The 25,445-nt window shown below is 61.6% G+C and carries 21 protein-coding genes and 2 tRNA genes; 9 read left to right on the forward strand and 14 right to left on the reverse strand.

What is annotated here, in order from left to right; genetic code table 11:
• Positions 1–9: 9 nt before the first annotated feature.
• The 10 genes from PMX21_RS02230 to PMX21_RS02275 form a co-directional block, all read right to left on the reverse strand.
• Entirely contained in the window at positions 10–1,236 is a 1,227-nt protein-coding gene (locus PMX21_RS02230; RefSeq protein WP_022094759.1) for an FtsW/RodA/SpoVE family cell cycle protein, read from the reverse strand.
• A gap of 9 nt (positions 1,237–1,245) precedes the next feature.
• Positions 1,246–3,315 carry a penicillin-binding protein 2 gene (gene mrdA / locus PMX21_RS02235; RefSeq protein WP_271757779.1) on the reverse strand — a complete coding sequence of 690 codons (2,070 nt, stop codon included), beginning with the start codon at positions 3,313–3,315 and terminating at the stop codon, positions 1,246–1,248.
• A 13-nt stretch (positions 3,316–3,328) separates the two neighbouring features.
• Positions 3,329–3,895 carry a rod shape-determining protein MreD gene (locus PMX21_RS02240; RefSeq protein ID WP_022094761.1) on the reverse strand — a complete coding sequence of 189 codons (567 nt, stop codon included), beginning with the start codon at positions 3,893–3,895 and terminating at the stop codon, positions 3,329–3,331.
• 11 nt (positions 3,896–3,906) lie between these two features.
• Positions 3,907–4,848 (reverse strand): rod shape-determining protein MreC, encoded by a 942-nt coding sequence (gene mreC, locus PMX21_RS02245; RefSeq protein ID WP_082421788.1) that lies wholly within the window; start codon positions 4,846–4,848, stop codon positions 3,907–3,909.
• 78 nt (positions 4,849–4,926) lie between these two features.
• Entirely contained in the window at positions 4,927–5,958 is a 1,032-nt protein-coding gene (mreB, locus tag PMX21_RS02250) for a rod shape-determining protein (RefSeq protein WP_006236061.1), read from the reverse strand.
• 127 nt (positions 5,959–6,085) lie between these two features.
• Positions 6,086–7,390, reverse strand: coding sequence for a tetratricopeptide repeat protein (locus PMX21_RS02255; RefSeq protein WP_271757781.1), 1,305 nt, complete (start codon positions 7,388–7,390; stop codon positions 6,086–6,088).
• 11 nt (positions 7,391–7,401) lie between these two features.
• Positions 7,402–7,944, reverse strand: a complete 543-nt coding sequence (locus tag PMX21_RS02260; protein ID WP_006236059.1) for a peptidylprolyl isomerase — start codon at positions 7,942–7,944, stop codon at positions 7,402–7,404.
• A 107-nt stretch (positions 7,945–8,051) separates the two neighbouring features.
• On the reverse strand, positions 8,052–9,194 hold the full coding sequence (locus PMX21_RS02265; RefSeq protein WP_271757783.1) for a zinc ribbon domain-containing protein: 1,143 nt from the start codon (positions 9,192–9,194) through the stop codon (positions 8,052–8,054).
• 103 nt (positions 9,195–9,297) lie between these two features.
• Positions 9,298–12,021, reverse strand: coding sequence for an HAD-IC family P-type ATPase (locus PMX21_RS02270; RefSeq protein ID WP_271757785.1), 2,724 nt, complete (start codon positions 12,019–12,021; stop codon positions 9,298–9,300).
• 76 nt (positions 12,022–12,097) lie between these two features.
• Positions 12,098–12,174, reverse strand: a tRNA-Arg gene (locus PMX21_RS02275).
• Positions 12,175–12,378: 204 nt separating this feature from the next.
• On the opposite strand from PMX21_RS02275, the gene aroF reads away from it, so the two are divergent.
• The 8 genes from aroF to aroQ all read left to right on the forward strand — a co-directional run bounded on the left by aroF (position 12,379) and on the right by aroQ (position 20,826).
• Positions 12,379–13,401, forward strand: coding sequence for a 3-deoxy-7-phosphoheptulonate synthase (gene aroF, locus PMX21_RS02280; protein ID WP_271757786.1), 1,023 nt, complete (start codon positions 12,379–12,381; stop codon positions 13,399–13,401).
• A gap of 3 nt (positions 13,402–13,404) precedes the next feature.
• Positions 13,405–14,319 carry a prephenate dehydrogenase gene (locus PMX21_RS02285; RefSeq protein ID WP_271757789.1) on the forward strand — a complete coding sequence of 305 codons (915 nt, stop codon included), beginning with the start codon at positions 13,405–13,407 and terminating at the stop codon, positions 14,317–14,319.
• 36 nt (positions 14,320–14,355) lie between these two features.
• Positions 14,356–15,462, forward strand: coding sequence for a 3-dehydroquinate synthase (aroB, locus tag PMX21_RS02290; RefSeq protein ID WP_271757791.1), 1,107 nt, complete (start codon positions 14,356–14,358; stop codon positions 15,460–15,462).
• The gene (gene aroA / locus PMX21_RS02295; RefSeq protein WP_271757792.1) at positions 15,456–16,775 is read left to right on the forward strand and encodes a 3-phosphoshikimate 1-carboxyvinyltransferase; all 1,320 of its coding nucleotides are present in this window, start codon (positions 15,456–15,458) and stop codon (positions 16,773–16,775) included. Before aroB ends, aroA begins: the two co-directional genes overlap by 7 nt.
• A gap of 1 nt (position 16,776) precedes the next feature.
• Complete coding sequence (gene aroC / locus PMX21_RS02300; protein ID WP_271757794.1) at positions 16,777–17,874, forward strand: chorismate synthase; 1,098 nt, start codon at positions 16,777–16,779, stop codon at positions 17,872–17,874.
• A gap of 53 nt (positions 17,875–17,927) precedes the next feature.
• Positions 17,928–19,073 (forward strand): prephenate dehydratase, encoded by a 1,146-nt coding sequence (gene pheA / locus PMX21_RS02305; protein WP_195361291.1) that lies wholly within the window; start codon positions 17,928–17,930, stop codon positions 19,071–19,073.
• Positions 19,074–20,324: a shikimate kinase gene (locus PMX21_RS02310; protein WP_271757796.1), complete on the forward strand. Its 1,251-nt coding sequence runs from the start codon at positions 19,074–19,076 to the stop codon at positions 20,322–20,324.
• Between the two features lie 64 nt (positions 20,325–20,388).
• The gene (aroQ, locus tag PMX21_RS02315; protein WP_271757798.1) at positions 20,389–20,826 is read left to right on the forward strand and encodes a type II 3-dehydroquinate dehydratase; all 438 of its coding nucleotides are present in this window, start codon (positions 20,389–20,391) and stop codon (positions 20,824–20,826) included.
• Positions 20,827–20,930: 104 nt separating this feature from the next.
• Here the strand turns inward: aroQ and PMX21_RS02320 are convergent.
• From PMX21_RS02320 to PMX21_RS02330, 3 genes are all read right to left on the reverse strand, one after another.
• A tRNA-Arg gene (locus PMX21_RS02320) sits at positions 20,931–21,007 on the reverse strand.
• Between the two features lie 54 nt (positions 21,008–21,061).
• Complete coding sequence (locus PMX21_RS02325) at positions 21,062–21,829, reverse strand: ABC transporter ATP-binding protein (RefSeq protein ID WP_271757799.1); 768 nt, start codon at positions 21,827–21,829, stop codon at positions 21,062–21,064.
• Between the two features lie 11 nt (positions 21,830–21,840).
• Positions 21,841–22,686, reverse strand: a complete 846-nt coding sequence (locus PMX21_RS02330; RefSeq protein ID WP_238022459.1) for an ABC transporter permease — start codon at positions 22,684–22,686, stop codon at positions 21,841–21,843.
• A 160-nt stretch (positions 22,687–22,846) separates the two neighbouring features.
• Here PMX21_RS02330 and PMX21_RS02335 point away from each other — a divergent pair, with 160 nt between their 5' ends.
• Positions 22,847–23,818, forward strand: coding sequence for a glycosyltransferase family 2 protein (locus tag PMX21_RS02335; protein WP_271757801.1), 972 nt, complete (start codon positions 22,847–22,849; stop codon positions 23,816–23,818).
• Positions 23,819–23,920: 102 nt separating this feature from the next.
• On the opposite strand, the gene PMX21_RS02340 is transcribed toward PMX21_RS02335, so the two are convergent.
• Complete coding sequence (locus tag PMX21_RS02340; RefSeq protein WP_271757803.1) at positions 23,921–25,375, reverse strand: sugar nucleotide-binding protein; 1,455 nt, start codon at positions 25,373–25,375, stop codon at positions 23,921–23,923.
• Positions 25,376–25,445 lie beyond the last annotated feature (70 nt).

The following is a 25,445-nucleotide window of genomic DNA, read 5'->3' on the forward strand; positions in this document are numbered from 1 at the left end:
CTCCAGCGGTTACGCGGCGCCCGAACGATGCCGCCATATGGATTGTACGATACCCACCGTCAGCAGCTGAATCATCATCGAAGACGAACCGAAGCTAATAAACGGTAGCGGAATACCGGTAATCGGCATCATGCCGATGCACATGCCGATGTTTTCGAAGGTCTGGAACGCCCACATGCCAACGATGCCCACACACGAAAGACGTAAAAACAGAGACTCGCACTTAAAGGCAACGCGGATCGTCGAGAAGATGAGCAGCACGTACAAGCACAGCAGCAAAAAGGAACCGCAAAAGCCAAAGGTCTCGGACAAAAAGGCGAAGACGAAGTCGGTGTGGAACTCAGGCAGAAAGCCGCCGGCCGACTGCGTCGCATGGCCCAAACCCTTACCAAAGAAGCCGCCCGAGCCAACGGCGATAAGCGACTGCTGCAGGTTGTAGGCATCGTCCGAATCGGCATTATCGGGGTCGATAAAGACCGTCAGACGGTTCATCTGATACTGCTTGATGAGCACATCGTGGCCGAGCAACGAATCAAAGACCGAATCGAGCGCCAGAACGAGGGCCACCAAGCCCACGAGCAGGGCCAGAGTCGACAGCACCCATTCGCGGCGTGCACCGCTCATGCAGATGACGATGGCGCCCGAAACAAGCACGACCAGGCCCGAGCCCAGGTCGCCCATGGCAACGACGGCCAAAAACGGAATGGACAGCATGCCGCAGAGCTTGACGTAGTCGCGAACGGTATCGATGCGACCGTTATATTGCGAGCCAAGCGTAGCAATAAAGAAGATGGTGATGAGCTTGGCAAGCTCAACCGGCTGGAATGTCAAGCCGATACCGGGAATCTTGATCCAGCCCGTCATGCCCAGACCGCCCGTATAGGACAGGCCCGGAATCTTGGGCGAGAAGATCACGATCAGGTCGATGACGAGCAACGCCGTCGAGAAATTGGAAATACCGCGCAGGTCGGTTCGCCAGACGAGCACCGCCAGCACCGCTCCGATGCCAATTCCCAGCAAATGGCGCGAGAACGAAGCATCGGCCTTAAACTGCGAAGCCGACCAGATAATGATGGCACCGTAGGCGACGAGCGCCACAGTAGCCACGAGCACACCGATATGCACCTTTTGGCGAAACGTGCCGCGCGAGGCCGAAAGTTGCTTGTTGACGCGGTCCAGGCTGCTGCGAGAGCCGGTCTTGGTTGAACGGAACAGATCCGCCGGAGAAAAATCCATCGCAACCTCCTATCGAACCGAAGAATCGCCCGAGGCCGAAGAGGTATCGGGCTCGTCATAAATCACGCCGAGCACGTCGCGCACGACATGCATCGCGGTATCTGAGCCACCGCCGCCCTGCTCCAGGACGGTAGCGATGACATACTTGGGATCGTCGGCCGGTGCATAGGCGCAGAACCACGCGTATTCGTCCTCGCCACTTTTCTCGCCCGTGCCCGACTTGCCGTATACCTGCGGCGTCAGGGTGCCAAAGTGCGCCGCCAGGGACGTCGATGCCGTGTAAATCACGTCGTGCATGCCGTTGCGAACAAGAGCCAAATCCGAATCGCTGTTGATCTTGGCCTCCAGGCGCTTCTTCTTGCCCTTGCCATTGTACTTATAGGCATCGCCGTCGCCATCGCGCGACACGGCAGACAAAAATACGTGAGGCACGTACTGTTTGCCGCCGTTGGCAAGACCCATATAGGCGCACGCCATCTGCAGGGGCGTCACCAGGATGTCGCCCTGGCCGATAGCAATGTTGGTCATATCGCCGGCATTCCACTTGCGGTCCTCGGCAGAGGCGTCGGTGAAGTATGACTCTTTCCACTCGGCATCGGGAATACGACCCGCGCCCTCACTCGGCAGATCGATACCGCAGGTCTTGCCTAGGCCCCAGCGACGAAAGACCTCCTGCAGGCCCTCGGGATGTTGCTCGTCATAAAAGAACGCCTTACCCATGTCGTAGAAGACGGGGTCGCACGAGTTGGCGATACCCGACTGCAGCGTCATGGTGCCGTGGCCAGACGTCAGCCAGCAGCGCTTGCCCCAAGCCTTGCCCAGACCCGTCCAATAACCCGTGCAGTTGGTTGTCTGCGTTGAAGTGTAGGTTCCAAACTCAAGACCGGCCAGTGCCGAGAGCGGCTTGATGGTCGAGGCCGACATGTACTGTCCGCTAATGGCGCGGTTGAGCAGCGGGTGCGAACCCTTGTCATCATTGAGCTCGGTCCACACGTCATTTGAGACGCCGCCGATAAAGACGGACGGATCGAACTTGGGCTGGCTCGCCATGCCCAGGATCTCGCCATTGTTGGGATCGAGACACACCACAGCGCCGTTGCCGGCATTGCTGTAGCCAGTGGTCTTGGCAAGCTCGATAGCGCTCGCCAGCGCCGTCTCACAGGCCTGTTGGATCTTAAGGTCGAGCGTGAGCTTAATGTCGGAGCCGGCCTTCGCGGGCACGGCGCCGGCCTGACCGGTCACATTGCCCGAGGCATCGACCTTGACGGTCTGCTCGCCACGAATACCCTGCAGCAGGTTTTCGTAGTAGCTCTCAACGCCCGCCTGGCCCACGATATCGCCCGACTGGTACGTAATCTTGCCAGCAGAAGCATCATCATCGCCAGAGGTTTTCTTATTCTGGGCCTCGAGCTGCTCGGAGGTAATGGTGCCGGTATAGCCCAAGATATGGCATGCCGTCTCGCCGTATGGATACTGGCGCTCGGTACGCTCGGCAATCTTGACGCCCGGGAACTCGCCGGCGTGTTCCTTGATATAGGCAACCGTGGAGCGACGGACGTCCGTCGCGATGGTATGCAGGCTCTGAGCGCCCTCTGTATTGTCCTGAATATTGCGAAGGACCGCCACATAAGGCATTCCAAGCACGTTGGCAAGATGGCGAACCAGAACCTCATCCTCGGCAAGGTCGCGGTAGGCCACGACAGCAAGTGAGGGACGGTTCTGGACAAGCGCCACGCCATTGCGGTCGAGGATGCGGCCGCGCACAGCGGGTGTGGTAACGGTGCGAGTCTGATTACTATTGGCCTGCTTCTCGTAATAGTCCGACGAGACCATCTGCATGCCCCACAGCTTGACGGCAAGTGCCGCAAACATCGCGCCCACACCCGTGGTGAGGATGGAAAAGCGGCCCTTAAAGGCGGTCGCCGCGGTATTGCCCTCGCCCTCGGTGGCGCGCGGGGCCGTTCCATGCTGTGTATCGTAGGTAAAACGGGAATCGCCTCGACGCATGATGAGCAGCGCGACCACGATGGCCACAACCAGCACGATACCGGCGATAATAACCGTCATCTGGGAAGACATCTACGGGCCTCCCCTATTTGAGCTTGCGGGTCTTGGGCTTAAAGCGCATACCCGTCTGGCGTCCGCCACGTGCGGAGAATCCATAGCCGGACTGCGGCACGACGCCGGACATCAAAAACGGAATGGCAACCAGACCCGTCAGGATCGAGGACGGCAGCGCATGGCCGAAGATCGCCACGACAAAGCTCGTCTCCAAACCCATAAACAGCAAGATGATGCTGTAGATCACATTAATGACGAGCGCAAAGGCGCCCACGGTGACGCCGCGCGCACTCGGGGTACCGCCCGTCTGACCGACGGCGCTGTGCACCAGGGCAAAAGAACCCACGGTCAGCAGGAGCGACATAACGCCCACCGGCACGGCAGCGGACAGGTCATAAAACAAGCCGCTGCAAAAACCGCACACGACGGCACGGGTCGGGTCGCCCGAGAACACGCTTAGGCACACCAGGATAATCATGAAGTTGACGCGACCTCCCGCAATGGAGATCTGCGGTGCCAGGCCTGCCTGCAGCAGCACACACACAATGGCGGCGATTACAAACGTGCGGGAGCTCATCCCCTGCTCGTGTAGATCCATGGACATGCCCCCTATTCGCTCGAGCCAGAATCGGTCGTCTCGGACGTGTCGGAACTGTCATCCGAGCTCTCGTCCTTCGTCTTGGTCGCAGCATCGCGCGACGTTCCCTGCGGCGTGCTGTTGGCCGTGCTCACGTCCTCATCCGAGGCCGACTGTTCGTCGGTCAGCGAGGTGATGACCAGCACTTCCTCGTTGTTCTCGGCCGTGGTCTGAGCGCGCACCACAATGGTGTAGTACACGTCGTTTGCCGATTTCTCAACCGACGAGACGGTGCCAAGCGGAAGGCCCTTGGGGAACACGCCACCGATGCCAGAGGTCACGATGATATCGCCAACCTTAACATCGGAGTCGACGCTCACGTACTCAAGACGCAGCGTGCCGTCAGCCTGACCCTGCAGCATACCCTGGGCGCGCGTGTCCTGCACCATGGCGGACACGCCCGAGTTCTCGTCGCCAATCAGGCGCACGGTAGAGGTCTTGGCCGATACCTCGATAATCTGGCCGATAACACCGGCAGAACTCGTCACGGGCATGTTGATGGTAAGGCCGTCGGCAGAGCCCTTGTCGATGGTAACGGTCGAGGTCCAGGCATCGCCGGAGGCACCAACGATACGAGCTGCGGTCGATTTGAGGTTGTAGGTCGATTGCAGCCCGACCAGGCCCTCCAGGCGCTCGGCAGTCTTTTGAGCCTCAGAAAGCTCGGCGACCTTAGAGGTCAGCTCCTCATTTTGCTTCTTGAGCTCGTCGAGCGTGTCCTGCGACGCCGTTAGGTTAGAGAACACGTTGCCAATCGCATTGAAGGGAGCCGCCACAGCCGAGCCCACAAAGCGCACCGGAGAGGTAATCGTCGTTACGCCCGAACGCACGGCATGAATCGGCCCTGCCTCGCCCTCGCGGATGTAAAACGTGAGCAGCAACACCGAAATCAGGCTGAAAACAATCAACGGGCGCATACCCGTTGATTGTCGCTTGGTATTCAGATTTGTGGAGAAACCCGAAGATCGTGCCAAATGGAATCCACCTTTTGGAAATTAAGCATTGGTCTGGACGAAGCCGCCATCAAACGCATTGGCCTCGAGCACGCGGGCACAGCCGTTAACGACGTTATCGAGCGCCGTGGGGCTGACGTTGACCGAAACACCGGTCTCATCGCGCAGGCGCACGTCGAGACCGCGCAGCAGCGCGCCGCCACCAGTCAGCAAAATGCCGTAGTACATAAGGTCCGAGGCAAGATCGGGAGGCGTAGCGTCGAGTGCGTCCTTGACGGCCTTGGCCATCTCGTCGAGCGGCTTGTTGAGCGCGCGACGAATCTCCTCGCTCTCGATGCGCACGGTCTTGGGCAGACCGGTGATCACGTCGCGGCCGTTGACCTCGACGTCGAGCTCGTCCTTGAGCGGCACGGCGGAACCGACCTTGATCTTGATGTCCTCTGCCGTACGCTCGCCGATGGCAAGGTTGTAGGCATCGCGAACGTGCGTGAGGATGGCCTGATCGAACTCGTCGCCGGCAATACGGATGGACTGCGAGACGACGATGCCGCCCATAGCGATAACGGCAACCTCGGTGGTACCGCCACCGATGTCGATGACCATGGAGCCGGTAGGCTCCTCGACGGGCAGGTCGGCGCCGATAGCGGCGGCCATAGGCTCTTCGATCAGGTAGGCCTGGCGAGCGCCGGCTTGGATCGTAGCCTCAAAGACGGCACGCTTCTCGACAGACGTGACGCCGGAGGGAACGCAGACGACAACGCGCGGACGCGGGGTCCACGGATAGCGCTTCTCGGACGCCTTGTCGATAAAGTAGCGGAGCATGGCCTCGGTAACATCGAAGTCGGCGATGACGCCGTCCTTCAGGGGACGAACGGCCACGATGTTGCCGGGCGTACGGCCGAGCATGCGCTTTGCCTCGATACCGACCGCGAGGATGCGCTCGTCGTTCTTGTCGATGGCGACAACAGAGGGCTCGCGAATGACGATGCCCTTGCCACGCACGGAGACAAGCGTATTTGCGGTGCCGAGGTCGATGGCAAGATCGCCCGCATAGCTACCGAAGAACATATCCATCAAAGAAAACAACGCAACTCCTGATGTGTTGGATGATTGCTGGAAAACTACTAGCTCATCATACTAGCGCAAGCCCGGCACCTCACTTGCGGTGAAGCGCCGGGCAAAGCTAAATCCCATAAGGTCACTACTGGTTGTCAGCAGCCGAGAAATCCATATCGAGCGAGGAAACGGCCCAGCCGATATGGTTGTCAGAGCGCACGAATTTGACGGTGTACTCCTGCTCGCCGCCCTTGGACAGCGATGCCTTCACCTTAGCGGTCGTCTCGGTCATGGACTGATCCATGCCCTCGACGGACACGGTGGCACCCTGCGGAATCGAGGAGATGATCATCGACTTAGCGTCCTCGGACAGGCTCGAGGCCAGGCAAGACTCGGCCTTTGCCGTGTCACCGTCGCCGGCAGCCTGGAACAGATCGGTAACGACAGACTCCTGGGACGGGAAGCCAAAGCCGCGCGTGTAGGCAAAGCCCAGACCGCCCGCGGCGATCAAAATGAGCAGAAGCAGCACGATGAAGACTTTGAGACCCGTGTGGCGATGGCGACGACGGACTTTGGCCTGCTTACGATCCTGACGGTCCTGCTGAACCATCTCGGACTCGGACAGCGTAAAGAAGCCAGTGTCCGAGGGATCGGGCATAAACTGACCGGTCGCGCCCGTAGGATCGAGTGGATCGACGGCAGGAGCGTCCATCGCGGGCGCCGGAGCCGTGGCCATAGCCGTCTGGGCAGACAGCGCGGCAAGCGAATCGTGCACGCGGGCAAGCTCATCGGCCTGCTCGGAGGTGAGCTGGTAGATGCCATCGGCAGTAGCGGCGTTAAAGGCGTCGAGTGCGTCGGAGGGACAGCCGGCGGCAGAAAGCGCCTGACCCATGCCGGCGTTGAGTGCACGCGTGTCGTCGCGGGGGCCGGCAAAGTCGATAGCCGTGCGGTAGGTCTCCACGGCATCCGCCGGACGGCCGAGCTTAATGAAGCAACGACCAAGCTCGCCGAGCGCGGCGGCAGGAGCCGGATTGGCGCCGTCGATGGCAGCCTGACGGAAGGCGGTACCCGCGTTGGCATAGTCGCCCGACTGGAACAGCGCATTACCCAGGCCCAGATAGGCCTTGAACGGCGTGGCATAGGAAGCATCCTGCGTGGCAGCAGAGAACGCCTGAGCGGCCGTCGTGTAGTCGCCCACGGCGGCGAGCGCCTTGCCGCGGTTGGTGAGCAGCGCGCCGCGCTTGCCGTAGGTGCCGTCGTTGAGGGCGGCGGCGTAGGCCTCGGCGGCCTCGGCATACATACCCAGGTGCATCAAGGCGTTGCCACGAAGGTGATCGGCCTCGCCCATAATCTCATCGGGAGTTTTTGCCGCCCCAAGCATCTGGGCTGCAGCGGAAAAATCACCCGCGCGGTAAGCGGCGCGGCCCTGTTGGATCAGCTGGCTATTCAAGGAAGTCCCCTTTACTCGTGAACGATCTCGACATGGACGATCTCGTCGCCGGCACGCAGCTGCGAAATCACATCGAGACCCTCGACCGTGGTACCAAAGACGGTGTAACCGGAATCGAGGTTATGCTGGGCACCCAAGCAGAAGTAGAACTGCGAACCCGCGGAATCGGGGTCCATGGAGCGTGCCATGGCAAGGGCACCATCGACATGGCTGTTGCGCGGATTGGTGGCAAACTCGCCCTTGATGCAGTAGCCGGGGCCACCGGTACCGGGCATGCCGTCGGGGCCCTCAAGACCGGCAGCGACGTCGGCGCCGGACATATCGCGGGTATTGGGGTCGCCACCCTGAATGACAAAGCCGGGAACATAACGATGGAACTTAAGGCCATCATAGAAACCCATCGTGGAAAGCTCGCAGAAGTTCGCGACATGAATGGGAGCGCCCTCGCCGTCAAACTTGACCTTGATGGTACCCTTCGACGTCTCGATTACGGCGCACTCGTCGCCGGCAAGCTGATACTCGGGCGTGTAGAGCTCTTTCTTAAAACCAAACATGTGGTTCCTTCCTCGTGCGTTTAAAGCATATTTGTACGAATTGTAGCAATAAGCATGCGCTTACATCAATTGCGCACGTAGGTTATGCCGACTATGGCGAACTAATTTTAGGAACGCTGCTGCGGCTTCCAGGAGCCCACGTTGGCGTCGTACTGATTCAGCGCGCTGTTGCCGCCCTGTGCGATGGGCGCCAGGATCTCGCTCTGGTGGGAACCCATCGACTCGCCATCGGGAATGGCCAGCGAGATATCCCAGCTCTGGCAGATCACGTCGACGCGCTCGTACATCCACTCGGCAAGCTGCTTTAAGTGGGCGATGTCATCCGCATAGACCGTATCGTCCTGGTGCTTAAGGTTGTTGAGCTCATCTTGCGTCTTTTTGATCTGGTCGCGCAGGGCGTAGGCACTCTGCGACAACTCCTGGCGGGTGGACAGCGGCGTTCGAAGATAGCCGTTGTTAAAGGAATCGATGACCTCGCCGATCTGGTCCTCATCACCGTAGGACACGATGGTCTGATACAGACCGTCGAGCCTGGTATAGAGCTGATCATCGGTAAGCACGGTTTCTTCCTGGACCACCTCGGCAGAATCGTCCTGCTTGGTATCGTCCTCAGTCGCCTCGCCCTTTTGGCGCGTAGGGAAGGTCGTCTGCGCGGCCTGACCAAACTGGTCATAGAAGCCAGGCATGACACCCATGGGATCGGCCGTCACGAACCAATAGGCACCGCCGCAAACGACGGCAAGGACCGCGATGACGATGAGCGGCTTGGGAATATGACGCTTGTGCTTGTGATAGGCGTCCTCGTCGGGATGCACCTTGCGCTTGGGTTTTTGAGCATCGTCATGCAGGGAAACCGGCGTGGGAATATCGACCTTGGGGATACCGAAATCCTTATCGAAAGCCGGCAGCACGCAGGTCTCGTTAGGATCGGCGGCGTCCGAAAGCACCGCAGCGGCAGAGGCCGGCGCATGAGGCACCTCGGTATCGATCTGCTCTTGCGTTAGGCGCGGAAAGCCCGCCGTGCGGCCCGCTGCCAGGTCGGATGCGGCCGCGTCCTCGGAGAGGATACCCGGAGCGGGGCGTCCGCATTTGGGGCACGTACGATCATGCGGAGAAAGACGGGCACCGCAGCCCTCACAGAACACGAACTCGGTGTGCTCGGGACCATCGCCCGGACCCACATAGGCGTTGCAGTAGGGGCAGAACGAGGCGCCGTCCTCGATAGTCTTAAGGCAATGCGGGCAGATCACGGCATCCTCTTTTCGAAGCAATTCAAACAATCGAGGTTAGAGCATAACATCGCCACGGCCCCACAGGAACAAGGCACCAATTCAACATCGCCAGGGCGCGTAGCTACTTCTTCTTTTTGCTTGGCATCGAGACTTTGATGCCTTGGGCGGACTTGGTCACGCGAGAGCGCTTGGCTCCGGCACCCTTCTTGTTCTTGGGCTGGGCCTGGGCCACGCCCTCGAGTGCACGGGCCTCGGCCTCGCGAGCGGTGCGATCTTCGCGGCGCTGCGCCATGTCGGCGGCGACGCGCTTGGCAAAACGCTCGGCCGTCGAACCCGTCGAGCTCACCTTGCCGCCACCGCGACCCAGGTGAACGCGCACACCACGCCCAAAACCAGTTGCGGCATGACGACGACGCGGCTTGAGCGAATCCATCATCGTGGCGAGCTTAAAGAACACCGAGCAGGTAAAGACCACGATAACAGCCAAGATAACCATCTGGCCCATCGACAGGTTGGCAATAGACAGCAGCTCCGGGAATCCGATAACGCCCACCAGGATGCCGGCGACTACAAACACAAAGAGCACCACACGTAAGGGCGTGAGAGGCTGCGAGATGCGCCAGATTAGGCTGACGCTCGCCGCGCACGACGTAAGCAGGCACATCGTAGACAGCGTGAGCTGGCTAAAGCCAAACACGCGCGCCACAAAGATGTCGAGCGCCGCAGCCAAAATGACCGCAATCGACGCCGTCAGTGCACGCTTGAGTACGTTGCTCAAAAACGCACCCTTCACACGAGCATTGTTGGGCTCCAGGCCCAACACAAAGCCCGGCGCGCCGATGCAGAAGAAGTTAATGAGCGTCATCTGGATGGGCTCGAAGGGGTACGGCGGCAGCGCGATACACAGCGCCGCCAGGCCCATCGAGAACAGCGTCTTGGTCAGGAACAGTGAGGCCGAACGCTGCAGGTTGTTGATGGAGCGACGGCCCTCGGCCACCACGGCGGGCATCGAGGCAAAATCGTTGTCGACGAGTACGATTTCGGCCACATTACGCGCGGCATCGGAGCCGGCCGCCATGGCGACGGAGCAGTCGGCCTCCTTGAGCGCCAGCACGTCGTTGACGCCGTCGCCCGTCATGGCCACGGTGTGCTCGCGGCGTTTGAGCGCCTGTACGAGCTCGCGCTTCTGCTGCGGCGTCACACGCCCAAAAACGTGATAGCGGTCCACAGCCGTATCAATCTTGGACGGCGTATCGAGGGTTGTCGCGTCCACGTAAGCATCGGCGCCCGGCACGCCCACCACGCGCGCGATCGACGACACCGTACGCGGGTCGTCGCCGCTGATCACGTTGAGGGTCACGCCCTGCTCGTTAAAGTAGCCGATAGTCTCGGCTGCCGAGGTACGAATCTCGTCACGAATAGTCACAAAACCCACGGGCTCGGCCTCGCCCACCATATCGCCATCGGGCGAAAAGCCGTCCACGCGCGCCACCACAAGTACGCGGCAGGTATCGGCAAGCTCGGCCACCCGGTTCTCGACCTGGGCAAACGCACGATCAGAGAGCACAAACTGCGCGGCGCCCATCACATAGGAGCCCTGCGCAAACGAAGCACCACTCCATTTTTTAGACGACGAGAACGGAATGACCGACAGCGGCTCAGACACCTCGACCGGGCGATCGGCGTAATAGTTGAGCAGCGCCTGGCAGGTCTCGTTGGCATCGGCCGAAGTCGCACGCGCGACGTTAGCCAGCGCAAAATCGAGCACCGTGGTATCGACGGGAACGGCCGCCTCGTCCGAGCCGGCGCCTAGGCTCACGCCCTCAACCGGCAGCGGATACGTGCCCTCGACCTCCATGCGGCCCGATGTGATGGTGCCCGTCTTGTCCAGGCACAGCACGTCGACGCGAGCGAGCGTCTCGATGCAGTAGAGCTGCTGCGCCAGCACCTTGCGGCGGGCCAGGCGCACCGTGGCGATGGCGAGCACCGACGAGGTCAGCAGCACCAGGCCTTGCGGGATCATGCCCAGCAGGGCGCCCACCGTGGACAGTAGCGCCGACGAAGGCACATGACCAGCCAACAGCTCGGAGAAACACCACGAAAGCGCGCTATCGCCCGGGGTTCCCGCGGCATCCCACAGCTCGCTCACACTCGAGGCAAACAACGCCAAACCGAGCGGGATCATGATGATGCTCGCAAAGCGCACGATGGCGTTCAGCGCGTTCATGATCTCGGAATTAACCTTTTTGACGTACTTGGCCTCGTTATTAATTTTGGCCACGTAGTTGTCGGCGCCGACATGAATCACGCGGGCGCGCAGCAGGCCCGAGTCGATAAAGCTACCGCTCATGAGCTCGGAACCGGGCTGTTTCTTAATAAGGTCGCTCTCGCCCGTCAGCAGGCTCTCGTTCACGAGTGCCTCGCCCGAAACCACCACGGCGTCGGCGGGAATCTGGTCGCCGCGCCCCAAGCGAATGATGTCGTCGAGCACGATCTGGTCCAAGTCGAGCTCCACCTCGGCGCCGTCGCGCACCGCGATGGCCTTCTTGGAGGTCAGCAGCGTGAGCTTATCGACCATCTTCTTGGAACGCATGGACTGAATGACGCCAATGGCGGTATTGAGGAACACCACGAACAGGAACGTCAGATTCTTAAACGAACCGGTCAAAATGACCAGGAACGCCAAGATCACGTTGATCAAATTGAACAGCGTGCAGAGGTTCTCGATGATGAGCTCTTTGACCGACTTGGTCTTGAGCTCCATGTTGCGGTTGATCTTACCGGCGGCGATGCGCTCCTCGACCTCGGCGGTCGAGAGTCCGCGCTCGATATCCGTTGCTGCCATACCACGTCCCATCACGTCGCGTCGGTATAAGAAAAACCGCCCGGACCATGCGAGGTTCGGACGGTCTTACGTTCGATGGTGCCCCATGTTGGATTCGAACCAACGGCCTTCTGCTCCGGAGGCAGACGCTCTAATCCCCTGAGCTAATAGGGCCAACGTTTGGCATTATACCCAAGTGCGCCACGGGCTATCAAAATAAAAGAAAAAGCTTTGCAATTCCGAGGAAGACGCGGCGCAACGGCCCACTTTAGAAGGCAAAAGCGAGTCGGATAGTATAAACTCTCATGCACCATATATTCACGGCTCGCAATGCGGGCCGTTTTTGCAAAAGTTATCCATCGAGGTGAGAGGCACACCATGATTGCAATTCTAAAGCAGAGCGCCAGCGACGAGGCCGTCAGCCATATCGTCAGCTGGATTGAGAAAAAAGGCCTGAAGACCGACGTCTCGCGCGGCGAGAACGAGACGATTATCGGCCTGGTGGGCGATACGACCAAGATCGACCCGTTCCTGCTCGAGTCCATGGATGTCGTCGAGCGCGTGCAGCGCGTCTCCGAGCCATTCAAGCGCGCCAACCGCAAGTTCCACCCCGAGGACTCCGTCATCGACTGCGGTCACGGCGTCAAGATCGGCGGCGACCAGTTCCAGGTCATCGCCGGTCCCTGCTCCGTCGAGGGCGAGAACCTCATCCGCATCGCACGCCGCGTAAAGGCCGCCGGCGCCACGATGCTGCGCGGCGGAGCCTACAAGCCCCGCACCTCCCCCTACGCCTACCAGGGCATGGGCCCCGCCGGCCTCGACCTGCTGTGCGAGGCGTCTGCCGAGCTCGACATGCCGATCGTCACCGAGATCATGGACCCGCGCGACGTGCAGGTCTTCTTGAACAAGAAGATTGACGTCATGCAGATCGGCGCCCGCAACGCCCAGAACTTCCCCCTGCTCAAGGAGGTCGGCAAGACCCAGACCCCGATCCTGCTTAAGCGAGGCATGTCCGGCACGATCGATGAGCTGCTCATGGCAGCCGAGTACATCATGAGCGAGGGCAACGACAACGTCATCCTGTGCGAGCGCGGTATCCGCACCTTCGAGACCCGCACCCGCAACACCTTTGACCTCAACGCCGTGCCGGTGCTGCACCACCTATCGCACCTGCCCGTCGTCGCCGACCCCAGCCACGCCACCGGCTACACCCGCTACGTTGAGCCCATGGCGCTCGCCGCGACCGCCTGCGGTGCCAACGGCCTGGAGATCGAGGTCCACGACGAGCCGAGCCGAGCCTGGTCCGACGGCGCCCAGGCCCTCACCCCCGATCAGTTCGACGACACCATGCGCCGCATCCGAGCCATCCGCGAGGTTGTCTGCCAAGAGACCATGGAGTAGCCCATGGGTACGGTGAGAAACGCGCGCGTTAACCAGGGCGGCCCCAAGTGCGCCGGCATCGTCGGCCTTGGCCTCATCGGCGGTAGCTTTGCCCGCGGCTATGCGCAGGCGGGCGTCCGCGTGCTGGCCTGGGACCCCGATGACGATGTCATGACGGCCGCCAGCATGGGCACTGTCGCCGGAGAGCTCAACGACAAGACACTCGGCGAATGCGACATCATCGTCCTGGCTTGCTACCCCGAGGCCTGCATCGAGTGGCTCGAGGAGCATGCCCAGGCACTCGCCGACGCCACCGACACCGAGGCCATTATGGGCCCCGTGGTGATCGACACGGTGGGCGTCAAGGGCATCGTGTGCGATCGCGCCTTTGAGCTTGCCCGCGAGCACGGCTTTTACTTTGTGGGCGCGCACCCCATGGCGGGCACGCAGTACTCGGGCTATGCGCACTCCCGCGCCGACCTGTTCCAGGGCGCGCCGCTCGTGCTCGTGCCGCCCGCGGTGGACGATGCACTCAAACTGGAGCTTTTGGGCCAGGTGCGCGAGACGGTGCGCCCCTTGGGCTTTGGCAAGTTCAGCGTGACCAGCGCCGCCGAGCACGACCGCGTCATCGCCTTCACGAGCCAGCTTGCGCACGTGGTGTCCAACGCCTACGTAAAGAGCCCGACCGCCCAGGTCCACCACGGCTTTTCGGCCGGTAGCTACCGCGATCTCACCCGCGTGGCGCACCTCAACCCGCAAATGTGGTCCGAGCTCATGATCGACGACGCCGACGCGCTCGCCTTCGAGATCGACCATCTAATCGAGTCGCTTGGCGCCTACAGCCGTGCGCTCAAGGACCGCGACCAGCGCTATCTGGAGAATCTCCTTGCCGAGGGCGACCGCATTAAGCGCGCGCTCGACGACGAGACCTCCCACTAGACCACCTATCACGCCAGGTCGAAAGGACCGAAGCTTATGGCGATTACCATCGATATCGACACTGCACGCCCCTACCAGGTGCATGTTGGCACGTTTTTGCTGGAGCAGGCGGGACCGCTCGTGCGCGCCACTGCCGGCGGTACCAAGGCCGTCATCGTGACGGACACCAACGTGGGCCCGCTCTACCAGATGCCCGTTAAGCAGAGCCTGGAGGCGTCAGGCTACGAGGTGAGCATCTGCACCTTCGAGGCCGGCGAGGCCCATAAGCGCGCCGAAACCTATATTGCCATTTTAGAGTTTGTGGCCGAGCACGAGCTTTCGCGCTCCGACGTGATCGCGGCACTCGGCGGCGGCGTCGTGGGCGACGTGGCGGGCTTTGTGGCCGCCACCTACATGCGCGGCTGCAAGTTTGTGCAGATCCCGACGAGTCTGCTCGCCATGGTGGATTCGTCGGTGGGCGGCAAGACCGCCATCGACCTGGCTGCCGGCAAGAACTTGGCCGGCGCCTTTTGGCAGCCGAGCGTGGTTATCGCCGACGTGGGGTGCCTGGCCACCCTTACGCCCGAGCAGTTCGCCGACGGCTGCGGAGAGGTCGTCAAGCACGCCGTGATCGCCGACCCGGAGCTTTTCGCCGAGTTGGAGAAGACCCCGCTCACGCTGGAGCTACTCAACCGCGATGTGGCCCGCGTAGCGCTCATCATCGCCCGCAATATCGACATCAAGCGCGCCGTGGTCGTCGCCGACGAGCGCGAGACCAACCAGCGCAAGCTCCTCAACTTTGGACACAGCGCCGGCCACGCCGTCGAGGCCTGCGAGCACTTTGAGCTCGGACACGGCAACTGCGTGTCGATCGGCATGGGCATCATCACGCGCGCCGCGGCCCTGCACGGCGTTTGCGATGCTGCACTACCCGGTCGTATTGAGGAGCTCTGCGCCCGCCATGGCCTCAAGACCCGCTGTGACCTAGATGCCGATGCCGTCTTTGCCGAGGCGCTCCACGACAAGAAGCGCGCGGGCGACACCATCGACCTGGTGATTCCGCACGGCATTGGCCGCTGCAGCATCGACCGCACGCCGCTTTCCACTTTCCACGAACTCATTGCCGAGGGCCTCGGCCAGAAGGGAGACGCATCCGCATGCTAGCCCGCATCACCCCGTCCCCGCTTAAGGGCACCGTTCCCGCCATCGCGTCCAAGTCGATGGCGCACCGTCTCATCATCTGCGCTGCGCTTGCCAACGGCGAGACGCACGTCACCTGCAACACCACCTGCGCCGACATCGAGGCCACGGTGCGCTGCCTTACGGCCCTGGGTGCTCGCATCGAGACCGTCGAGGACGGCTTCCAGGTCCACCCCACTATGAAGAGCATTGAGTTTGGCCTGCTTAAGGCACTTGCCGGCGGAACGCTTGACTGCGGCGAAAGTGGCTCCACGCTCCGCTTTATGTTGCCCGTCGCCTGCGCGCTGGGCGCAGAAGCAACTTTTGTGGGTCAGGGACGCTTGGGCGCCCGCCCGCTGTCCCCGCTCTCGGACGAGATCATCGCCGCCGGCTGCGACCTACAGGGTCTGGGCGGTTTTCCGCTCAAGACGAGCGGCCGCATGCGCCCGGGCACCTTTGTGCTTCCGGGCAACGTGAGCTCGCAGTATATCTCCGGCCTGCTGCTGGCGGCCCCGCTACTGGCCCAGCCCTCCTGTGTGCAAGTGACCGGCCTCATCGAGAGCCGCCCCTATATCAACCTGACCATCCAGGCCATGAAGGCCTTTGGCGTCGAGGTCAACGTCGAGCGTATTCCCGCCAGGGACGGCCAGCCCGAGGTCACGAACTTCCGCGTAAACAGCGGATCGTACCGCACGCCCGGCAGCGTAGCCGTCGAGGGAGACTGGTCCAACGCCGCCTTTTGGCTGTGCGCCGGCGCCATCGGCACCGACCCCATCACCGTCGAGGGCGTGTCGCTGAGCTCCGCACAGGGCGACCGCAACGTGCTCGCCGCGCTTTCGCGCTTTGGCGCCCGCATCGTGCGCTCCACGAACGCCGCCACTGTGCAGTCCGACAAGCTCGCCGGCTTTGAGATGAGCGCCCACGACATTCCGGACCTGGTGCCCGTCATCTCGGCCGTGGCATCGCTGGCTCAGGGCCGCACGTTCATCCGTGACTGCGCACGCCTGCGCATCAAGGAATCCGACCGCCTGGCCACCACCACCCGCGAGCTCACCGCGCTGGGAGCGCAGGTGCGCATCGCCGGTGACGACCTCATCATCAAGGGTGTCGATGCCTTCACCGGCGGCGAGGTCGATTCGCACAACGACCACCGCATCGCCATGATGGCCGCCATCGCCGCGAGCCGCGCCACCGGCGAGGTCGTGATCCACGGCGCCGAGGCCGTCAACAAGTCCTATCCCGATTTCTTCGACCACTACCGCCTACTGGGCGGCAAGGTCACGCTCGAGGAGGATTAGCATGTCCTCGACTTTTGGCAACGTCTTGCACTTAAGCATCTTCGGCCAGTCGCACTCCCCCGCTATCGGCTGCTCGCTCGATGGCATCCCGGCGGGCATCGCCGTGGACCAGGAGAAGCTGCAGGCCTTCCTCGACCGTCGCGCCCCCGGTCGCGACGAGACCGCGACCAAACGCCGCGAGGCTGACGCCGTCCACATCATCGCCGGTGTTGTCGATGGACATACCACCGGCGCGCCCATCGCCGCGATTATCGAGAACACCAACACGCGCTCCAATGATTACTCCGAGCTGCGCCGCAAGCCCCGTCCCGGACATGCGGACTTCCCTGCGCGCGTGAAGTATCACAACATGCACGATGTCGCTGGTGGCGGGCATTTTTCCGGCCGCCTAACGGCACCCTTATGCATCGCTGGCGGCATTGCGCTGCAGGCACTCGAGGCCCGCGGCATTCAGGTCATGGCGCACGTCGCGCAGATCGGCGGCATCTCCGACCTGCCGATGGACGATATGGCCTATCGCGAGGCCGACCGCAAGGCGATCCTTACGAACGATCTGCCGTGCATTGACGCCGCCGCAGCCGGCCGCATGCGCGAGGAGATCCTAGCCGCGCGCGACGAACTCGACAGCATCGGCGGCATCGTGGAGTGCGGCATTTACGGGCTTCCCGCGGGCATCGGCGACCCCATGTTCGACGGCATCGAGAACCGCATCGCGCAAATCGCGTTTGGCATTCCCGCCGTAAAGGGCGTGGAGTTTGGCATGGGCTTTGCCGTGGCCGCCATGCGCGGCAGCGAGAACAACGATCCGTATCGCATCGATGCCGAGACCGAAAAGATCGAGATCGAGTCCAATAACGCCGGCGGCATTCTGGGCGGCATCTCCACCGGCGCGCCCGTCATGTGGCGCATGGCCGTAAAGCCGACGCCCTCCATTGGCCGCGAGCAGCAGACCGTAGACATGGACGCCATGGAAAATGCCGAGCTCTCGGTCCACGGCCGCCACGACCCCTGTATCGTCCCCCGAGCTGTCCCCGTTGCCGAAGCAGCCGCGGCGCTCGCCATCTGGGACGCCCTCCTCGAGGACGCCGCCCAGCGCTAACCCGACTCACCTGGGTTGCCCGTCAACTCTGCCATTACGTGAAAGGGGCCTCCATGGACCTTGCCGATATCCGCCAGGCCATCGATGGCATCGACACCACGCTCCTCAACAGCTTTATCGAGCGCATGGACATTGCCACCGAAGTCGCCAAGTCAAAAATCGAGATGGGCAAGGCCGTCTTCGACCCCGCCCGCGAGCGCTCCAAGCTCAACAACCTCGCCAGCCGCGCGCCCGAGCGCTACGAGGCGCAGACCATCACCCTGTTCCGTCTCCTCATGAGCATGAGCAAGGCCGAGCAGCAGCGCTACATCAACGAACTCAAGGGCATCACTGTCTCGCAAAAGGCCCACGCCACGGCTGCAGCCTCCGACACGCCCTTCCCTCAAACTGCCACCGTCGCTTGCCAGGGCGTTGAGGGCGCTTACAGTCAAATCGCCGCGTGCAAGCTCTTCGACGTGCCCGACATCGCGTTTTTCGAGACCTTCGAAGGCGTTATGCGCGCTGTGCGCGACGGGTTCTGCGAGTTTGGCGTGCTGCCCATCGAGAACTCCACCGCCGGCTCGGTCAACGCCGTCTACGACCTGCTCGCCCAGTTCGACTTCCACATCGTGCGCTCGCTTCGCCTCAAGATCGACCACAACTTGCTCGTCAAGCCCGGCACCAAGCTCGCCGACGTGCGCGAGGTCTACAGCCACGGCCAAGCCATTGCCCAGTGCGCCGGCTTTATCGAGAACCACGGCCTGCGCGCCACCAAGTACCCCAACACGGCCATGTCGGCTGAGATGGTCGCCAACTCCGAACGCACCGATGTTGCCGCCATCGCATCGCGCAGCTGTGCCACGCTGTATGGCCTCGAGGTGTTGGAGCCCAATATCCAAGACTCGGACAACAACTACACGCGCTTTGTCGTCATCAGCCGCGAGCCGCGCGTCTACCCCGGCGCTAATCGCACCTCGCTCATGATCACCACGGCCAACGAGCCGGGCGCCCTCTATCGCGTGCTCGAGCGCTTCTACGCACTCAACATCAACCTCATCAAGCTCGAGAGCCGCCCCATCCCCGGCCGCGACTTTGAGTTTATGTTCTACTTTGATCTGGACTGCCCCTTTGGCAGCAAGGCCCTCGACGACCTGCTCGATTCCATCGACGACGTGTGCGAAAGCTTCACCTACTTTGGCAGCTACACGGAGGTGCTCTAGATGACCGATACCGCCGCAACCCGCCCCTACGGAGTGCTGGGCCGCGTGTTGGGCCACAGCTACACCCCAACCATCTACAAAGAGCTCGCTGGGCTCGATTACGTGCGATTTGAGCGCGAGCCCGAGGACCTCGCGGCCTTTATGACGGGCGACGAGTGGGAGGGCACCAACGTGACCATCCCCTACAAGCGCGCCGTCATGGAGTACCTGGACGAGCTGAGCCCGCTCGCCGAGCGCATGGGCAACGTCAACACCATCACGCGCCTGCCCGACGGCCGCCTGCGCGGCGATAACACCGACTACTTCGGTTTTCAGTGCCTGGTCGAGGAGCTGGGCGTAGAGGTTGCCAGTAAGAAGGCCCTCGTGCTCGGCGCCACCGGCGGTGCCGGCACTACGGCCAGCATGGTACTCGCCGACCTGGGCGCCATCGTCGTACCCGTGGGTCGCACAAGCGAGGTCAATTACGACAACATCGCGCAGCAATCCGATGCCGCGCTGCTCGTCAACTGCACGCCTGCCGGCATGTTCCCCCACTGCCCCGACGCCCCCTGCACGCTCGAAGGACTCGATGCGCTCGAAGGCGTCATCGACATTGTCTACAACCCCGCCCGCACGGGCCTGATGCTCGAGGCCGAGCGCCGCGGCATCCCCTACATCGGCGGACTGCTGATGCTCGTGGCACAGGCGGCACAGGCCGTCGAGCGCTATACCGGCCAGGTCACCCCGCGCGAGCGTATCCTGAACGTAACGGAGCGCCTGTCGCGCCAAGAGCAGAACATCGCCCTGATTGGCATGCCGGGCTCGGGCAAAACCCGCGTGGGTGAGCAGATTGCCCTGCGCACGGGTCGCGAGCACATCGACTTGGACGCCGCGCTTGAGAAGCGTCTGGGCATGCCCTGTGCCGACTTTATCGTCGAGCGCGGCGAGGCAGCCTTCCGCGAGCAGGAGACGGCGGCGCTGGCCGACATCTCCAAGCGCAGCGGCCTGGTGCTCTCCACCGGCGGCGGCGTGGTCACGCGCGACGAGAACTACCCGCTACTGCACCAAAACAGCCAGATTGTGATGCTCAACCGTAAGCTCGATGAGCTCGCACACAAGGGCCGCCCCATCACCGCACGCGACGGAATCGATAAGCTGGCCGAACAGCGCATGCCGCGCTATCGCGCTTGGGCCGACTACATCATCGACTCACGCGACTGCGCTGCCAACACCGCCCATGCCCTCCTCGACACCCTCCCACCCGCTCTCTAACCAAAACCACCACAAAGGGGACAGGCACCTTTGTGGTGGTTTTTCAACCGCAAAGGAAGCAACCATGAAAGCACTCGTCATCAACGGCCCCAACCTCAACATGCTCGGCATTCGCGAGCCGGGCATCTATGGCAGCGACAACTACGACCGCTTAGTGCAGATCTGCCAGGAAGCGGGCGCCGCACAGGGCTTTGACGAGGTCGATGTCTTCCAGTCTAACCACGAGGGCAGCATCGTCGACAAGATCCAGGAGGCCTACGGCAAGGTCGACGGCATCGTCATCAACCCGGCCGCCTACACGCACACAAGCGTGGCCATCTTGGATGCCCTCAAAGCCGTCGCCATCCCGGCTGTGGAGGTCCACATTAGCGCCGTCGAGACCCGCGAAGACTTCCGCCAGGTGAGCTACGCCCGTCTGGCCTGCTTCGCCACCATCACCGGCGAAGGCCTCCAGGGCTACGCCCACGCGCTGGAGCTGCTGAGGGAGCATCTCGAAAAGTAAAATGCCAACCCCAACAAACAGCAGCGGCTTGCTCGCGCTCGGCTCCAGCAGCACACAAGATGAAAAAAGCCCAGACCACCAAGCGGTCTGGGCTTAATAAACGATGGTGCTCCATGGCGGATTCGAACCGTCGACCTTGGGATTAGAAGTCCCCTGCTCTATCCAACTGAGCTAATGGAGCAAATAACCGCACGCCCAAGCAAGCGCAAGCCTGTCAAGCGCAAGTAATTATAACCTAGTTGAACTGCTCGCGGTACGCCTTGCAGACCTCATCGACCGGGCCGTCCATGCGAAGGTCACCCTTCTCAATCCAAACGGCACGCTGGCAGATGCGCTCAACCTGCTCCATAGAGTGCGAAACGAACAGAACCGTCACGTCGCCGCTCTGGATAAAGTGCTGGATGCGGGCCTCGCACTTCTGCTGGAAGAACACATCACCGACGGACAGCGTCTCGTCAACGATCAGAATATCGGGCTCGGTAATCGTCGCGATTGCAAAGGCGATACGCGCCACCATGCCCGAGGAGAAGTTCTTAAGCGGCATATCGACAAAGTTCTGCAGCTCAGCGAACTCGATAATGCCGTCAAAGTTGGCGTCGATGAACTCCTTGGTATAGCCAAGCAGGGCGCCGTTCAGATATATGTTCTCACGGGCAGTCAGCTCGGGGTCAAAGCCGGCACCAAGCTCAATCAACGGTGCGATATTGCCGTGCACCTTAACGCTGCCCTCGCTAGGCTCAAGCACGCCAGCGATAATCTTGAGCATCGTAGACTTGCCGGAGCCATTGGTGCCGACCAGACCCACGACCTCGCCGCGATGAATATCGAACGAGATGTGCTTAAGCGCCCTAAACTCCTCAAAGAACAGCTCGTGCTTGGCAAGCTTGATGAAGTACTCCTTGAGGTTGGTCAGCGACTCGGACGCCATGTTAAAGATCATGGTGACGTCGTCGACCTCGACAGCCAGAGGCTGCTCGCTGTAATCAACAACAGGTTCAGTCATCACAGCACTCCTTAGATGTAGAGGATGAACTTGCGCTCGGACTTATGGAACACGGTGTAGCCAATAACAAGCGCAAGAACCGCCCAAGCGACGCACATACCAAACGTCATAAGCGAGGGCGTAGTCTGGAACAGGAAGATATCACGCATAAACTGCAGGTAGTTATACATGGGGTTCGCATAGACCAGAATGCGCACGAGATGCGGCATTTGCGCAACGAAGTCGGTCGTCCAGAAGATGGGCGTAATGTAGGTCCAAGCCGTAATGACGACGCTCCACAGATGCATGACATCGCGGAAGAAAACCGTGAGGGCGGAGAGCATCATGCCCAGGCCCATGCAGAAGCACATAAGCAGCAGTAGGCAGACAGGCAGCAGAATAAGGTGCCAAGAAGGCATAACACGGAACCACAGCATAACAATAGCTACGGCGACCAGAGAGAAGGCAAAGTTAACCAGCGAGAAGAGCACCTTCTGCACCGGGAAGACCCAGCGGTGCACCTTAACCTTCTTGAGCAGCGGGGCAGCACCCACGATCGACGTCAGAGCCTGGTTCGTAGACTCGGACATGACGGCAAAGGTGACGTTACCCACGATCAAATACAGCGGGTACATCTCGGGCGTAATCGAGCCATTGCGGCCCTGGGCAAAAATCGTCGAGAACACGATGGCCATGACAATCATCATCAGCAACGGATTGAGCACCGACCATGCGACGCCCAGAACGCTACGGCGATACTTGATCTTAAAATCCTTGGTAACCAGCTGACGAAGGATAAACGCGTCCTTCTCAAATTCGTTCTTAGCAAACGTCGCAGGCAGACTGCGAGTTTCTTGTTGCTTTGTCTGATCCGACACGGATGCAACTCCTTTACTCGTAATCGTTGACAAACGAACAGTATAGACCCGACGGCCCTGCAAACGATTCGCGCAACAAAACTGGAGAACTAACCCACATCTAAGGATGACAAGTCCAAACGGCTATACTTTCAAGGATTGAATGAGTAAGGAGCATTGAGTGAATTCTGAATCCATCGCCGTCATCATCCCCTGCTACAACGAAGCGCTCACAATCGGTAAGGTCGTCGACGACTTTCATCGCGAGCTTCCTCAAGCGACGGTCTACGTATATGACAACAACTCGTCGGACGACACCTCACACATCGCGGCAGAGCACGGCGCCACGGTGCGTTTTGAGCCGCGCCAGGGAAAGGGCAACGTGTGCCGCCAGATGTTTCGCGACATCGACGCCGATTGCTACCTGATGGTCGACGGAGACGACACCTACCCCGCCGAGGCGGCCAAAGCCCTCTGCGAGCCTATCCTCAACGGCACGGCCGATATGACCGTAGGCGACCGCCTTTCCAACGGCACCTATGCCGAGGAGAACAAGCGTGCCTTCCACGGCTTTGGCAACAATCTGGTCCGCGCCATGATCAAGTGGATCTATGGCTACAGCTTCGATGACGTCATGACCGGCTACCGTGCCATGAGCCGCCCGTTCGTTAAAACCTTCCCTGTGCTTTCCGAGGGCTTCCAGATCGAAACCGAGCTCTCGATCCACGCCGTCGACCACCGCTGGCGCATCAAGGATGTGCCCATCGAGTACCGCGACCGTCCGGAAGGTTCCGAGTCCAAGCTCAATACCGTAAGCGACGGCATTAAAGTCGTTGCGATGATCGGCACGCTGTTCAAGGACTACCGCCCGCTGAAGTTCTTCAGCCTCGTTGCGCTTCTGTTCGCGGTATTCGGCCTCGCCCTGGGCATGCCCATCGTTGTCGAATATTTCCAGACCGGCCTCGTCCCGCGCTTCCCCACCGCTATGCTCGCCGCCTCGTTTATGTTCCTGTGCGGCCTGAGCCTTGCGACCGGCTTCATCCTAGATTCTGTAGCAAAGGTCGAAAAAAAGCAGTGGGAGGTCAACGTGTACAGCAAATACGCCTACGACGACCAGCCCGGCCACCCTACTTCCATGCCAAGCGAGAGGTAGATCTTCCGCAAAATACTATTGGCACCACTGCGCAGATAGCCACCAACAAGAAAAGCCGCCGTTAAAGAACGGCGGCTTTTACTCTCGAAAAGTTAATAGCGGCTAGAGCGTCTTGATGTACTCCCCCAGCTCTTCCTCCCAGTCGGGCATGTGGAAGCCGGCAGCCTCGAGCTTGGACAGGTCGAGCGCGGAGTGGACCGGGCGCGGGGCGACGGGGCCCTCGGCGCTCGCGTAGTAGTCGGCGGTCGATACCGGCACGACCCTGTCCCCGTTGCCGTTGGCGGCCTCGAAGACGGCGCGGGCGATATCGGCCCAGGACTTGACGGTGCCGGAGCCGGTGCAGTCGTAGGTGCCGTAGGGGGCGTGCGTCCCCAGCACGTGGAAGATGGCCTCGGCCATGTCGCGCGTGAAGGTCAGGCGGCCCAGCTGGTCGTCAACGACCGTGACCTGCTCGAGCCCGTCCTCGGGGTCGGCGACGCGGTCGGACAGGCCCTTCATCGTCTTGACGAAGTTGCGGCCCTCGCCGATGACCCAGCTGGAGCGCATGATGTAGTGGCGCGGGCACCCGGCCACGGCGATGTCGCCGGCGGCCTTGGTCTGGCCGTAGACGGACAGCGGGCTGAGGGGCTCGTCCTCGTCATGCACCTCGGCGGTGCCGTCGAAGACGTAGTCACTGGACACGTGGACGAGGGTGATCCCGTGATCAGAGCATGTGCGGGCGAGGAGGGCGGGGCCGGTCGCGTTGGCCTTCCAGGCGGTCGCACGGCCCTCGGCGGTCTCCGCCCTATCCACGGCGGTGTAGGCGCCGCAGTTGATCACGGTGCCGTAGAGCGACCAGTCGTACTGTGTGTAGGCGTCCGGGTCTGACATATCGAAGGTGTCGATGTCGCAGAAGTCGAAGTCCTTGGCGACGCCGCGCTCCTCCGCCAGCGCGCGCACCGCGCGGCCCAGCTGGCCGTTGCAGCCGGTGACGAGCGTCCTCTTGGGCGCCATGGGGACGACGTCCTTGAGCATCGGGTGGTTGAGGTCGGCCTCGGAGACGGTGGCCCGGTCCAGCGGGATGGGCCACTGGATGTTAAGCTCCGGGTCGGCGAGGTTCACGAAGGTGTAGGTCTTCTTGAGCTCGAGGGACCAGTGGGCGTCCACCAGGTAGGTGTAGGCGGTGCCGTCCTCCAGGGCCTGGAAGGAGTTGCCCACGCCGCGCGGGACGTAGATGGCCTTGGACGGGTCGAGCGTGCAGGTGAACACCTTCCCGTAGGTCTCGCTGCCCTCGCGCAGGTCCACCCAGGCGCCGAAGACGCTGCCGCGCGCCACGGAGATGAACTTGTCCCAGGGCTCGGCGTGGATGCCGCGGGTGACGCCGCGGCTGTCGTTGTAGGAGATGTTGTTCTGGACGACCCTGAGGTCCGGGATGCCCAGGGCGGTCATCTTGGCGCGCTGCCAGTTCTCCTTGAACCAGCCGCGCGAGTCGCCGTGGACGGCGAGGTCGACGACCTTGAGGCCCTCGATTCCGGTCTCGGCGACGGAGAGGTCCTTCTCGAATGCGATGTCTGCCATGTGGGAAAAGCTCCTATCGAAGAGGTTGGATAACCGGGGGCGCCCGCGCGGGGACGCAGGGTCATCCCCA

The organism is Collinsella aerofaciens, from assembly GCF_028209885.1.
GTDB classification, from domain to species: Bacteria; Actinomycetota; Coriobacteriia; order Coriobacteriales; family Coriobacteriaceae; genus Collinsella; species Collinsella aerofaciens_BA.